Consider the following 13135-nt stretch of genomic DNA (forward strand, 5'->3'; position numbering starts at 1 on the left):
AATACAAATATATCGAATTTTCCAAAGGAGTGATCCAAATGAGCATTCAACTAGCTACATCTAATGATCTAGAATGGATTAATAAACAATATGACTCAATAGGATTTGTACGAAGTGATTTAAATCGAGAGAAAGTCGCAATCATTACATACAACAATGAGTATGCAGGTGTTGGACGATTAGTCCAAATAGATGAAGATACTTTAGAAATGGGCGGGATTTATATTCTCCCTCAATTTAGAGGGCTACACTTAGCCGGGGAACTTGTTTTCATTTTTAGTAGAAACTGCGAAGAAATTACAAGTACAACATGTATATTGTCTTCCTTTTGAGGAATTAGAAAACTTTTATAAGAAATATGGCTATACTGAGGTCGATACTACGAAAGAATTTGTTCATCCAATTATTCTAGAAAAATATAATTGGTGTTTGGATCATTATGAAAAGCATGTTTTATTATTTAAGTTGTAAAGGTACCTAAAGTGAGTATATATAAATATTAATTATACTTTTCCGCATAGATAATAACCCTACTTTATTTGGTCAACATCAGCTTCTACAAGATATACTATTACTTCTTACGCTGTCTTTTTTCTTAACCTTACTTTTGTATAAAAGATTAGTTTGTTTAAAATTACCTTAAATCGTATTCAAATAAACTAATCGAAAGGCCAATTCCTATATAATACAATTAAGTAATTAAAAGGAGCGTTATTTATGATAGATGTAATAAGACTCGTTATCTTTACTGTAGTTGCAATTGGTGCCATTATTAACATATACATAGAATTTAAAAAACCTAAAAAAAGTATATTCTCAATCGTTTTTTTATCAGTACTCTTAATTGGATCCTCAGGGTTAATTAAAAATATTTTATCTCAACTTGTATAGAAGATTGATTAAAAATCAATCTCCCGTCAATAATGTAAATAACATGATTGTATCTCTCCATTCCCCCTTTGGAGAGGAGCAGTTAGCTTTGGCTAACTGCTCTTTTATTTGAACTATTATCCACAAAATAAGTATCATACGCCTTATCAAAAACATATCCTAGTTTTTCAGCTAGTTTTGCAGATGTAGTATTCGCTGCATCCCAGTTTGGATATATTCCTTTTTCTAAACAGTCCAAGATTAGTGCTGCACTAACTATAGTCGCCAATCCTTTTCTTCTATAATTGTGAGCAGTCGCAACTTCAATTTCAATGCCATTATCATAAATGCTATATGATGATGCACCGCATACAACTTCTCCTTTATACAAAATACAATACCCTATACCTCGGTTTATATAATCTTCTACTGATTGAAATTGACTTGTAAAATCTTTAGAGACTTTATGTAATGTAGGGTTATTTACGATATTTTCATCTATTCTTCTTAACTCGTATCCTTTTGGAAGCGCTGATATAAGAGATTGTAATTTTGAACGATCAAAAACTTCTGCATTACGTTTAAATTTATAGCGTAAAAACTTATCTGTTTTTCTTTCGTAAAATGTTTCTAAACGCTTTTTCCATTCTACACTATTTACGATGACTAACATTCTATCAGGAATGTTTCGAAGCAATTCTTCTGTTTCTTTCACCTTTGAATCCCCAGCGTAAAATGTAAAGATCCCTACCGTAATTTGCGCTACTGTCGGATTTTCAAGATCATTTACCCAAGCGGTACCCATATGTCCTTGTAAATAAGAAAGTAAAACAACGTTATTGAAATCTTCGAACATAGTAACTAATTTTTCTCTTGTATGTATATTCGCTTCATATATCATTTACATTCCTGCTTTCTTTAGAATTAATGTACTTCTACTCTTTTCTACATATAAGCAAACGTCTACTACATTCCATATAATTATAAATTATTCATAAATATAAAATTATTATAACATTTAATCAAAAAGTAAATGACTTTCTAGTGTATAGGTTTACAGATAATATACTTAATAAAAATTCACAATCTATAATCTTTTATTATGTAAAACCCTTAACATTAGTTTAAGGGTTCATTTAAAAATATATGTTATAACTCATTCTTATAAACAAATGATTCTGTTCCTCCGTTTTTATATACTTTAGTTACTTTAACAACTGATGTGTACGTATTATCGTCATTCGATATTATTCTTTTCATCTCTTCTATTTCAGCATTACCAGTTCCACTCTCTATCCTCAAACAACTCGAAATGTTGAGGTATCCACTCGATGCGAAAAGAATAATAAACGTAAGATCAGGGAAATTAATGAACAGTATTCCAAACTTTAAAGGATTCGTAGCCGTATCAGATAATACTAGTCGGAAACGTAATAATTCAGGCACTTGAACAAAATCTTTAGAAACAATTGCTTCACCTATTATAGTAATTTGCTTTACTACATTTCCCATCTCATCTATAAACTCAGTACAATTAGGCGCATCAATTGTTTTTGCTTGAAGTGATAAATTCAATTCTGAATTGTGAAAGTCAAAAAAGAGTGTGCTTCCCTCTGTTAAACATTGCGGACAAACGTTTCCAAGTAGACTGAAATCCTCTTCAATAAATTTGACTTTCGTTTTACAACTACAAACTTTTCCTATTCGAATTGCATCAATCTTAGAGCAATCTACAAAAATAACCTCACCGACCTCTTGTACGAAGGATACGACACCATTCTTCTTATTAAATGAAAGAAAATAAGATACAACAATTTCATTTCCGGCAATTACAATACTCTCAACTTTTGTAAAAGGCTCTAGACTTCGCAAAAATTCACAAATACTATTTTGGCAACATCGATCATTTCGTTTCGGCTCACAACCCACTTACACTCCATCCCTTCTCTATATGTTTTATCTCATACACATAATATGAGGGGGATATGAGAAAAGCTTGGACAATATAACTTTAACGTAGGAACATATTTGCCTACTTATCGCATTAAAAATGAATACTAACACATAAATTTCCCTATAAATACATATAACAATTTCATCTTTCATGAAAAAAACGTTATAATGAAGTGTAGCCTCTACGATTACGTTATAAAGGAGATTAAAACAATGGCTAAAATTAAAGTATACCAAGCAAAAGAAGAAAATATGGAAGCAGTAAAAAACATCATTGATGTTGAAGAACAAAATCCAACTGCTGAAAACTTACAAAATCTATACGCATGTGTATTAGATACTGAAGATATGGCATTGCCTGAATCATACATTGAAGAAGATATCTTAATTGATTCTATTGAAGTTATGGTTAACGCTTCTCAAAGCAAAATAAGAGACTTAGGTGCTTACGATGTAATCGAAGTTCAAAACAAAGGTAAGAAAACACAAATTTTATTATTAGCAGACGAAGAATACGAAATCATCGAAGGCTAATCTAAATCCGTACATACGAAAAAGCTCCTTTCCAATTGGAAGGGAGCTTTTTCATCACGCTTTTGATGTTTCGCTCTTTTTATTCTTTTGTTGTTTTTTAATTACCATGCGCTCATTTCCCATAAAGAAAATAAATATGAATGCTAAACCAGCTGGTACCAATGCCCACATAAATGTTTGGACAATTGAGCTAGAAAGAGCATCAATAATTTTATCTAATATTTGGGGTGGAATTTGAGATCTTGCAGATTCTGATAGAATAGCTCTTGAATCTCCTAAAGCGTTTGTATTCATTCCCCCGTTCATACCTTTAAATGCTTCTTCTAATTGATCTTGGAAACCTGTTCTTTGGATCATTCCGAAGATTGTAATACCAAGCGTCATGCCTAATGAACGAATGAAGTTACTCGTTGAAGTCGCAGACCCTCGCTGTTCCATACCAAAGTTGTGGATAGCCGCCATACTTAGTACAGAGAATGAGAAACCAACTCCAAATCCAATAATAATCATATACACTGTTAATAATACACGACTTGTTTCTGGCGTTAATGTGCTTAATAAAAATAGTCCAATTAGCATAATCACCGCAGAAATAATCATAATGTTTCGATAGCTAAGCTTCGTCGTTAAAAATCCACCTAATTGCGCCGTTACGACTGAGCCTAACATCATCGGTAAAAGTAATAATCCCGAGTTTGTTGCACTCCCGCCGTATACACCTTGAATGAATAACGGAATGTATACAGTTGCTGACATAAACGCAGCACCATAACATAAAGCAATAATGGTACTCATTCCGAATAAGCGCTGCTTAAACATCTCAAATGATATGATTGGCTCTTCTACTTTTCCTTCAATAATAATAAATGCAATAATTAAAATAGCGAATCCACCAAATAAACTTAAAATAAAGCTAGAATCCCAATCATATTTTTGTCCGCCAAGTTCAAGTGCAAACATTAAAGAAACTACTGCACCAACTAAAGTAATTGCGCCGAACCAATCAATTTTTTGTTTTCTATGAACTCGTGATTCTTTATAAAAGAATGTAATAAAAATAAGTGCTAAAATGCCAAGCGGTAAGTTAATGTAAAATACCCAGTGCCAGCTAATGTAATCTGTAATATATGCGCCGAGTAACGGACCAAAAATACTTGATAAACCAAATACCGCTCCGAATAAACCACCCATTTTCCCGCGCTTTTCAGGAGGGAAAATATCAAAAACGATTGTAAACGCGATCGGCACTAATGCCCCGCCGCCAATACCTTGAATGGCACGATAAATACCTAACTGTGTAATATTTTCAGCAGTACCACAAAGTGCCGAACCAATCATAAAGACAATTAAACCGAAAATAAAGAATCTCTTTCTACCATACATATCTGATAGTTTACCGAAAATCGGCATACCTGCCATTTCTGCGACCATATAGGCAGAAACAACCCATACAAAGTTTTCAAGGCCTCCTAAGTCACCAACGATCGTTCCCATCGCCGTTACGACAATGGTATTATCCATTGATGCCATTAGTATACCTAGCAATAAGCCCGCCACAACAAAGCCAAGCTTATTATTCTTCTCAACCATATCTCTTGCTCTCCCTCGTATTACTTATATTTGTTTATGTTCTTTTACGACTGCATTACCTTTTTGATTAAAACTAGTATGATATTCTACAACACTAATTTCACACCCAGGGCCAATTGTAACGTTGTTTCCTCTCACTACGTCAGCAATCGTATGTTCTAAATAAATATCATCTCCTTCAATAATTGTAGTTTGTAGGTTACCAGCATGACTAATAAAAGGAAGAAATCTCGCTTTTTTACGAATCGTAATTTTTTTACCACCAATTTCTCTTACCTTACTTCCTTCATAACGAAGTGAGATTTGAATATTTTCAGCATTAAGTAATCCATCACTTTCAAGACCACCAGTTAATGATAAATCTTCTACTTCAATATTTCCCCTCACATTTAAAGCACCTTTTACATCGACAAAATCACCTGAAAACTTCCCAGCAATATCTATCATACCTCTAACTTTTGTTTTTTCAATATGTGCATCACCATGCATTTGTGTATTACCATATACTTTTACATATTCTGCATCTACATTTCCTTGTACTTCACTATCTCCATACACAACATAATTTTTTACTTTCATATTACCCCGTACATCACTCGTGCCGTACGTTTTAAATTCATTACAGCTCATATCATTAGAAATCGTTCCTTCGCCGCGTATCTTCACTTTATTATAATCTCCGCCTGCTGAATTACCGGAACCATTTACTGTGAGACTATGTGGATGTTCCATAGTGCTTTCTCCCTCCCATTAAACCTGCTTAATTTCTTTTACATTTGCGCTTTTATCAACAGTTAGAACACCTGTATATTCAATGAGTTCAATCTCACAGTTCGGTCCTACTGTAATATTATTTCCTCTTACCGTTCTTATGTGAGCATAATCAATATCGATATTGTCACCTTCGAGTAGCTCAGCTTCTAACTGCAAGCCAAATACTGTTTTAAATAGCCTACTTAATGTACCTGATCTATGTCTTACTTTAATCGTTTGACCACCAATTTCTTTCGCGCGACATGTACCGTGAATATTAATATTTATTTCATCAGCGCTTAATAATCCGCCAATTGTAAATTGTCCTTCTGAAGAAAAAGTATCCACTTCACAATTACCGTCAATTGTTGCTTGACCATTAACTTTAAATTCTTCACCTGTGACATTTCCACCTATCGTACCTTTTCCTGCAATTTTTAAACTGTTTGCCTTTACATTTTGCGTAATTGTAGCTTTTCCATCAATTCGCATCGTTTCAGCATGAACTGTGCCATCAACTTTACCAGATCCGCTAATTCGTGCACTGCTACTTTTCAAATCGCCAGTAACTGCACCATATCCGTTACATTCAAATTGCTCACATTCAACATTTCCATTCACAGTTCCTTTCCCGTTTAATTGCACTTTATGAAACTCGCCGCCATTCGATGAACCGTAACCATTTATAATCAAATTATGTGTACGCATACTTTCTCCTCCATTACAACAATTTAGTTTTTAATGCTTCGGTATATTTCATAATCGCTTCGCGTAAAACGATTTTGGTGCCTTTTTCAAAAATTAAGTCGTCCACGTTTGAAACTAAGAAACATGTAGAAATCCCTAACTTTCGGACAATGATTAAGTCACACGTTTTATGTTTCATTGCTTCATAATTTTCACTTAAAACTTGCAAAACCATTTTTCCTTCTTCTAAACTAATCTCTCCCGATTGTAGTAATTCTTCTAACATGTACACATAAAGAATATCTACAAATTGTAACTCTGCTGTTTTATTCGTTTGTTCTATAAAAAATTGTAAAACTGGTTCTGATGCAATCCCTTTACGTAGGAGGTCTTCCTTTGTTAAAAGAATTTCTCTCACACTCGGTGAAAACATATTTGCTAGTTCATCAAGTGATAGATCCTCTTTCATCGTTTGGATTTTATCAATACGCTCTAATATTTTTTCTTTCGGAAAAAATGTCTCTTGACCTGTGAATGTTGACTTTCGTACAAACCAATCTTCCGGTATTAAGTTCTTTCTTTTCCACCTATATAACTGTCCGTATGAAATACCAGTAAGTTCTAATAAATCTTTTTTTGAAATTAAATCTGTACTCAACTGTATAACACTCCTTCCTAATCACAATGTAACATAACACTGTTACGCTGTAAATAGACTTTTATCACAAGTAGCGTAACAATGTGTAAAACAATCCTATTTTACATACAAAAAGGCCCTTGCACATCTCATAAAAAATGCATAAGAACCTTTATCTATCAAGGTTTAAACCATATTCTATAAAAATCAATCCACCCTTGTGAATTAATCATTATATTTTGTACTTTTTCATGAGAAATTACTTGTTGTTTGTTACGGTATAAAGGAATAATTTGAATTTGACGTAACAATGTCTCCTCAATATCGCGTAACAGTGCAACTCTTTTCTCTACTTGTTCTTGTTTAAAATAAGGGGACAATGATTTATGAAAATCCACGCTGCTTTGCCCATGAATAAAACTGTTTTTTGTAAGAAACATATATAGCAAACTATCTTCTATTCGTTCGCCAATTGTTGCGCTATCATGCATCATATCAGCCTTTTGTATCGTACTAATTTCTAAAAGATCTTCTATTTCAAGAAAATTATTTTCTACACGAATCCCGTACTTCGCACACTCTTTTTGTATCCATTGTGCATCTTCAACGTGATCTCGTCCTGTAAATGTGTATAGTTGTAGCACTTCACTATGATACGTACTCCTTTTAATTAAACTTTGGATATCTTCGTCAATATCTACTATACTTTCATTTGCTAATATTAGTTTCTTTGCCACTTCTCCACGTTCTCCGCCGAGTTCTTTAACGATTGCATGGCCATGAATGATTTTATATAACGCTTTTCGGAACATATAATCTTGCATTGGTCCTTCTTTTGCAAGATTGCATGTTATATATGTCACGTTCGACTCAAGCCGAGATAGTTCTTTATTATGTTTTTCTTTATCTTTATACTGCGCCTTTACTAACACGTCATATGTATTTACACTTCGCTTCACATTCAATAGTTCAATTCGGTCAAGGAAAGGTCTTTCGCGATAATATAAATCATGTGCTTCTAGTACAAACAGATTTGCATTCTTCTCTCGTAATGAAAAAGGCCCTGTACCAATGAAGTTTCCCGCTTCATCTTCCTTTACGATAGAACACTGTTCTGCACTTAGCATATGTAAAAACATCATATTTTCCGTATGCAATTGAATTTCAACAACAAATTCATCCACTGCACGGAAACTTTCAACATGTTGTAACATCCATGCGTGTGGGTTGTTTTCAGTTTTCATAAATCGATTCAATGAATGTATAACATCATGTGCAGTAAGTTGTTTCCTATTATGAAAGTGAACTCCTTTTCGTAAATAAAACGTCCATATCTTTTCTGCATCATTATATTCCCATTGAAAAGAAAGCCTTGGTTCTATTGAGTTTGTTTCCTCATTTATATATACGAGTGTACCAAAAATATGTTTAACCATATGACATTCTGAGCGCATCGTAGCGTAAACCGGATCTAAAGCGATGTCCAGGTTCATTTGTACTTGCAAACGAAGTACGTCTTTTCTTCCTTCAGGTGTCCGTTCTATTTGATGACCAAATATGGAATCTACCCAAACTTCATACTCTTTCTTTACTGACGGAAATTGTGCGCTGTAGCGCTCTACAAATGAGATTCCACTTTTTACATCCCCTTTTTTCGTTAACTCTTTTCCTCTGTTTAAAATTAATGTCATTGGTTGCTTTTGAAATATTAGTTTAGAACGATTCCCTCTTCCGCGCCCTGGAAACCAAACAATCCAACGTAGTTCTTCTAACTTTTTTATTATTAATTTACTATTACGCTCTGTACAAAATAATGTTTCGGATATATTTTGCACTGTTATTTCTAATTGTTCTCCTTCTTTTTTCCCTTTCCCATAGGCAATCCATAGTTCAATGTATTGATCTAAAATAAACATCATATTCCCCCTAAAAGGTGAAAAATACTCCCTATTCTTTCTACCCTTTTTCCAATTCTCCTTTCATCTTATCATTTCAATATAGAAAGGAGGAAATAACATTGAATCATCTCTTATTACGTTACAATAAACCAATCATCATTCGACTGTGCGGTGAATTATTAACTCGAACAACTGAATCAATGTTAGCTATCATTATGATTATTTACGTTAATAAGGTGCTAAACGGCAATATTATGATGACTATGCTTATTTTCGGGTTACAACCGCTTTCGGACATTATATTTACACTTATTGCTGGAAGAGTGACTGATGAATATGGGCGAAAGAAAATTATGTTACTCGGCTTATTACTACAAGGCGTTGCAATTGGTAGCTTCATCTTTGCTCAATCCGTTTTTATATTTGCTTTGTTATATGTCATAAATGGGGTTGGCCGTTCCTTATATATTCCCGCTCAACGGGCACAAATTGCTGATTTAACAAAACATGGGCAGCAAGCAGAAGTTTTCTCTCTTCTGCAAACGATGGGAGCAATAGGTACTCTAATCGGCCCTTTAATTGGTACTATTTTTTATAAGACTCACCCTGAATATGTATTTATCGTGCAAAGCATTGCACTTATAGCATATGCAGTCGTTGTTTGGATACAGCTTCCAGAAACCGCTCCGGCAATGACAACACCAACGCAAAAGCTTGAAGTATCATCTCCAAAACAATTTGTACAAAAACATTACGCCGTATTTGGACTAATGATCACTACACTTCCTATTAGCTTTTTTTATGCACAAACTGAAACAAATTATCTTATTTTCGTGAAACATACACTTCCGGATTTCGATCGCATACTCGTTTTTATTACAACATGCAAAGCTCTTATGGAAATCACTCTACAAGTTTTCCTTGTGAAATGGTCTGAACAATTTTCTATGGCGAAAATCATACTTATTGCTTACACCTGCTTTACGATAGCTGCAATTGGCTATGGATTTTCAGCAACAATCTTGTCACTATTTTTCACATTACTCTTTTTAGTCATTGGAGAAAGTGTTGCTTTCAACCATTTGCTTCGATTCGTTTCAGAAATCGCTCCTTCAGATAAACGTGGATTGTATTTTTCAATTTACGGCTTACACTGGGATGTATCTCGAACTTGTGGTCCTGTTATCGGTGCGGTTTTATTAAGTAAACTAAACGGTAGTATGCTATTTTATATTTGTGCTTGTTTCTTAACAATTGGAGGCATTATCCAAGCTTTTTTTGTTCGAAATTTAGAGCGTAAGAAAAGAAGTAAAGATATTCAAAAAGATGTTTTAGAGCATCCCCATCATATTTTATAAAAGGAAGTTTCTTATTTACACAAAAAAAGATGTCACATAGTCATCGATTTCGACTTTTGTGACATCCTTTTTTTAATATCCTACCCTGCCATTTTATTTATACTATCCTCTGGCGAAAATACCGAAATGTGATTTACTTTACCAGTCGATTTTGGAATGATAAATTTCAATTCAAACTGATTATTTACTTTATATACATATATTTTATCATCACCATTTCCTTTAACTGAGTTTGGTTTTCCTAATGCTTTTTCAATTTCTTGTAATGTAATTGATTTTAGTTCTGCATGATAGGAGCGTACATCAAAAACTTGTGATCCTTTATTAAAACCGAAGGAAACATTTTTATTTGTAAAAGTTGCGTACATTCCGTTTCCTGCTTGTTCTGTTTTATCTGCTTTCCCCCACGCTTTTTCTATTTCTTCAATATCTCCTGTATGAGCTGCGAACGGAACATTAGGTACTTTTCCTTCTTTCGCTAATTCAAACAAGTTTTTAACGTGGTTAATTGATTTTTGATTTATAACTGTATCCTTCGAATTTGAATCGGTATTTGATTTAACCTCAGGCCCTTTCTTTCCTTCAGAAGAAGTATTCTGTTCGTTTTTACTATTTTCCGAAGTTGGGTTTGCTTCCTTTTTTTCATCTGTTCCTTTACATGCCGCTAAAGTAAATATGCATGTAAAAGTAAGAAATAATAAAGCTATCTTTACATACACTTTCATATATTTCAGCTCCCTATTAAATGCTATTCATTTCGATAACCAATCCAACACACTACTTTTTAAATTGTATTTATTCCAAAAAGTAAATACTTCACTCTCTCCCAATGCTTGTACAATATATTCTACAAAAGCAGTTCCTAAAAAATAACCGAGTCGGTTGTATCCAAAATATTGTCCGCCAGATAACCGAAACCACTCTTTCTCTTTTTCAAACGTCCATCCTTCTATATAATCTTCCAAAAAACGTTTCTTTATATGTTCTTCATTTTCTATATAGCATTGTAACCAACGTTCACCATCATTGTCATATGAGTAATATACTGATTCATTTAAACCTTTTATAATTTGCTTTGATAAGTATGTTGCAACGCCTTCACGATACAAATTAACTGTCGCATCGGCCCACTCGGCTTTCTCCCAGTCCATTCCATCATTTTGTAACATAACATTATGATATATATGTCCTATTTCGTGAGCGACAATAACACGAAGGTGATTTAAATCTGGAGATAATTTTTCTGCGGCAAAAAACATATCTCCAATAATCTCCCTTTCTACAAATGCATTAGAGCCAAAAGCTCCAACAAATAAATGAAATGTTACTTCTAAGTCGAAGCCAAACTGAATGTAATAATCCTTATTAATCTCTTGAATAATTCGTGGTAAATTTTCCGAAACACTATGTATATCTCCTAGTTTTTCTGGATACTTTTCAAGTGCACTATAAAGACGTTCTTTCGTCTTAGGACAGTGAAATGTAAAATATTCTTTAAATACTTCTGGATGCCTATCATAATATTTATTCAAGTTATGTAGTCCTATATTACTGCTTTCCCAAAGTCTCAAAAAGCTTGGAATTATATTGTTAATCATTGTATTCATCTCCTTATATACACTTTCTCTTCTCAGTGATTATATCCTTTATCTTTAGCTTAAATATGTTGTCACATCAGCTCCTTAAAACAGAAAAAACCAGCAGGAAGTGTTTATTCTACTCCTACTGGTTTAATTGAAATTAAATGATGAATCTTAACTTTTTAAGGGATGTAACAACAATACTTTTTACCGTTTCAAAATTATGAGCAATTGTATTATCTCCACTTAATGATGAAATGCATGTTAAACCTGCAGCTTTAATAAAAGCTTTTACATCTACAAGCATAGAATTAGCCCCCACAAATTTTTTAATTACAGTCATTATAACAGATGTTTTACAAATGAAACATGAGAGTTATAAATAATGCTACTTAGCTATTATTAATTTATTTAGTACACAGATTTATGTCATATAAAAAAGCTGCCCCAAAAAGGACAGCTTTACATATGTATTTTTACACTTCGATTGACTTACCATCTTCAACAATATGATAAAGTAAGTGAGCTAAATGATGAATTGGACCATACTCTTCCTCTTCTTCATCTGTTTCACCTTGGAATTCAAGATCATTTAAGTATAGTGCTAAAAATTGATAGTATAGTTTTAAATCAAATCCGTAGCAAGCAGTTGGCTCTTCATGATCTCCTTCATATTGTAACATTAAGTATTGATCATTTCCTTCTGCATCTTCTGCATCAAAGAATACGAAGAATCCAACATTTGTATCTAAATCAAATAGATGACGAGTGCCTTTTTCTGTCGCTTTATTGAAGTCCTCTTCACTTAATTTATGTACTGTTGTCGCTTTAGCATTATCTTCTTGATGAAAATTTACTGTAAATGTTTTCAATGCTGACACCTCCTGATTGTATAATACTAGCATAACATATAAAAAGGACTGCTTACAAATGTAAACAGTCCTTACATTCATTTTCGCATTGCTCGCAATAAGAAACTTACGATGAAGATTAAAATAATCGCACCAATTAAAGCTGGAATAATTGCATATCCGCCGATTACTGGGCCGAAACTACCAAGTAATTTCCCACCAATCCAAGAACCAATAATACCAGCAATAATATTACCAATTACACCGCCTGGTACATCCCTACCAGTAATTAAGCTAGCAAGCCACCCTAATATACCACCAACGATTAAAGACCAAATCATATGATAACCTCCTTTATATTTCACCAATCAAAATATAATTAGAAACAATTGCTTACCATTAGTTATGTTACATTTTTCATAAG

Annotated in this window: 15 protein-coding genes and 1 pseudogene; 4 read left to right on the forward strand and 12 right to left on the reverse strand. The window is 33.3% G+C overall.

The genetic code is table 11. The annotated features are described in order from the left end of the window. Nucleotides 1-38 precede the first annotated feature (38 nt). Together MR070_RS09820 and MR070_RS09825 are read left to right on the forward strand one after the other, a co-directional pair. Nucleotides 39-471: pseudogene (locus tag MR070_RS09820) on the forward strand (GNAT family N-acetyltransferase). A gap of 246 nt (nt 472-717) precedes the next feature. After that, a complete protein-coding gene (locus MR070_RS09825; RefSeq protein ID WP_242261154.1) occupies nt 718-891 on the forward strand; it encodes a hypothetical protein in 174 nt (57 codons plus the stop codon). 82 nt (nt 892-973) lie between these two features. Here MR070_RS09825 and MR070_RS09830 read toward each other — a convergent pair whose 3' ends face one another. Together MR070_RS09830 and MR070_RS09835 are read right to left on the reverse strand one after the other, a co-directional pair. Beyond that, on the reverse strand, nt 974-1771 hold the full coding sequence (locus MR070_RS09830; RefSeq protein ID WP_000638722.1) for a GNAT family N-acetyltransferase: 798 nt from the start codon (nt 1769-1771) through the stop codon (nt 974-976). A 248-nt stretch (nt 1772-2019) separates the two neighbouring features. Then, the gene (locus MR070_RS09835; protein ID WP_138321854.1) at nt 2020-2799 is read right to left on the reverse strand and encodes a BC_2878 family exosporium-associated protein; all 780 of its coding nucleotides are present in this window, start codon (nt 2797-2799) and stop codon (nt 2020-2022) included. Between the two features lie 237 nt (nt 2800-3036). Between MR070_RS09835 and MR070_RS09840 the strand changes: the two genes are divergently transcribed. Further along, nucleotides 3037-3357, forward strand: a complete 321-nt coding sequence (locus MR070_RS09840; protein ID WP_001062732.1) for a hypothetical protein — start codon at nt 3037-3039, stop codon at nt 3355-3357. 54 nt (nt 3358-3411) lie between these two features. On the opposite strand, the gene MR070_RS09845 is transcribed toward MR070_RS09840, so the two are convergent. From MR070_RS09845 to MR070_RS09865, 5 genes are all read right to left on the reverse strand, one after another. Continuing rightward, nucleotides 3412-4947, reverse strand: a complete 1536-nt coding sequence (locus MR070_RS09845; protein ID WP_242261155.1) for an MDR family MFS transporter — start codon at nt 4945-4947, stop codon at nt 3412-3414. Nucleotides 4948-4971: 24 nt separating this feature from the next. Then, nucleotides 4972-5679, reverse strand: coding sequence for a hypothetical protein (locus MR070_RS09850; protein WP_000400897.1), 708 nt, complete (start codon nt 5677-5679; stop codon nt 4972-4974). An 18-nt stretch (nt 5680-5697) separates the two neighbouring features. Then, a complete protein-coding gene (locus MR070_RS09855; protein WP_242261156.1) occupies nt 5698-6408 on the reverse strand; it encodes a bactofilin family protein in 711 nt (236 codons plus the stop codon). A 13-nt stretch (nt 6409-6421) separates the two neighbouring features. Further along, nucleotides 6422-7045 (reverse strand): YhbD family protein, encoded by a 624-nt coding sequence (locus MR070_RS09860; protein ID WP_242261157.1) that lies wholly within the window; start codon nt 7043-7045, stop codon nt 6422-6424. A 158-nt stretch (nt 7046-7203) separates the two neighbouring features. After that, on the reverse strand, nt 7204-8940 hold the full coding sequence (locus MR070_RS09865) for an ABC transporter substrate-binding protein (RefSeq protein ID WP_242261158.1): 1737 nt from the start codon (nt 8938-8940) through the stop codon (nt 7204-7206). A 101-nt stretch (nt 8941-9041) separates the two neighbouring features. On the opposite strand from MR070_RS09865, the gene MR070_RS09870 reads away from it, so the two are divergent. After that, nucleotides 9042-10280: an MDR family MFS transporter gene (locus MR070_RS09870; RefSeq protein ID WP_001016139.1), complete on the forward strand. Its 1239-nt coding sequence runs from the start codon at nt 9042-9044 to the stop codon at nt 10278-10280. Between the two features lie 80 nt (nt 10281-10360). On the opposite strand, the gene MR070_RS09875 is transcribed toward MR070_RS09870, so the two are convergent. From MR070_RS09875 to MR070_RS09895, 5 genes are all read right to left on the reverse strand, one after another. Next, on the reverse strand, nt 10361-11005 hold the full coding sequence (locus MR070_RS09875; protein ID WP_000870478.1) for a YjgB family protein: 645 nt from the start codon (nt 11003-11005) through the stop codon (nt 10361-10363). A 27-nt stretch (nt 11006-11032) separates the two neighbouring features. Next, complete coding sequence (locus MR070_RS09880; RefSeq protein ID WP_242261159.1) at nt 11033-11878, reverse strand: gluzincin family metallopeptidase; 846 nt, start codon at nt 11876-11878, stop codon at nt 11033-11035. 142 nt (nt 11879-12020) lie between these two features. Next, nucleotides 12021-12167: a chorismate mutase gene (locus tag MR070_RS09885; protein ID WP_070806278.1), complete on the reverse strand. Its 147-nt coding sequence runs from the start codon at nt 12165-12167 to the stop codon at nt 12021-12023. A 169-nt stretch (nt 12168-12336) separates the two neighbouring features. Further along, nucleotides 12337-12732, reverse strand: coding sequence for a hypothetical protein (locus MR070_RS09890; RefSeq protein ID WP_000847587.1), 396 nt, complete (start codon nt 12730-12732; stop codon nt 12337-12339). Nucleotides 12733-12809: 77 nt separating this feature from the next. Then, nucleotides 12810-13052, reverse strand: coding sequence for a GlsB/YeaQ/YmgE family stress response membrane protein (locus MR070_RS09895; protein ID WP_000638307.1), 243 nt, complete (start codon nt 13050-13052; stop codon nt 12810-12812). Nucleotides 13053-13135: the final 83 nt, after the last annotated feature.

Source organism: Bacillus cereus group sp. BfR-BA-01453 (assembly GCF_022662915.1).
GTDB lineage: Bacteria > Bacillota > Bacilli > Bacillales > Bacillaceae_G > Bacillus_A > Bacillus_A paranthracis.

Bases quoted from the DNA above. Each gene is read 5' to 3' on its own strand.
- MR070_RS09865 (WP_242261158.1), bottom strand. From the start codon at position 8,940: ATGTTTATTTTAGATCAATACATTGAACTATGGATTGCCTATGGGAAA.
- MR070_RS09885 (WP_070806278.1), bottom strand. From the start codon at position 12,167: ATGCTTGTAGATGTAAAAGCTTTTATTAAAGCTGCAGGTTTAACATGC.
- MR070_RS09895 (WP_000638307.1), bottom strand. From the start codon at position 13,052: ATGATTTGGTCTTTAATCGTTGGTGGTATATTAGGGTGGCTTGCTAGC.
- MR070_RS09855 (WP_242261156.1), bottom strand. From the start codon at position 6,408: ATGCGTACACATAATTTGATTATAAATGGTTACGGTTCATCGAATGGC.
- MR070_RS09825 (WP_242261154.1), top strand. From the start codon at position 718: ATGATAGATGTAATAAGACTCGTTATCTTTACTGTAGTTGCAATTGGT.
- MR070_RS09845 (WP_242261155.1), bottom strand. From the start codon at position 4,947: ATGGTTGAGAAGAATAATAAGCTTGGCTTTGTTGTGGCGGGCTTATTG.
- MR070_RS09880 (WP_242261159.1), bottom strand. From the start codon at position 11,878: ATGATTAACAATATAATTCCAAGCTTTTTGAGACTTTGGGAAAGCAGT.
- MR070_RS09850 (WP_000400897.1), bottom strand. From the start codon at position 5,679: ATGGAACATCCACATAGTCTCACAGTAAATGGTTCCGGTAATTCAGCA.
- MR070_RS09830 (WP_000638722.1), bottom strand. From the start codon at position 1,771: ATGATATATGAAGCGAATATACATACAAGAGAAAAATTAGTTACTATG.
- MR070_RS09875 (WP_000870478.1), bottom strand. From the start codon at position 11,005: ATGAAAGTGTATGTAAAGATAGCTTTATTATTTCTTACTTTTACATGC.
- MR070_RS09840 (WP_001062732.1), top strand. From the start codon at position 3,037: ATGGCTAAAATTAAAGTATACCAAGCAAAAGAAGAAAATATGGAAGCA.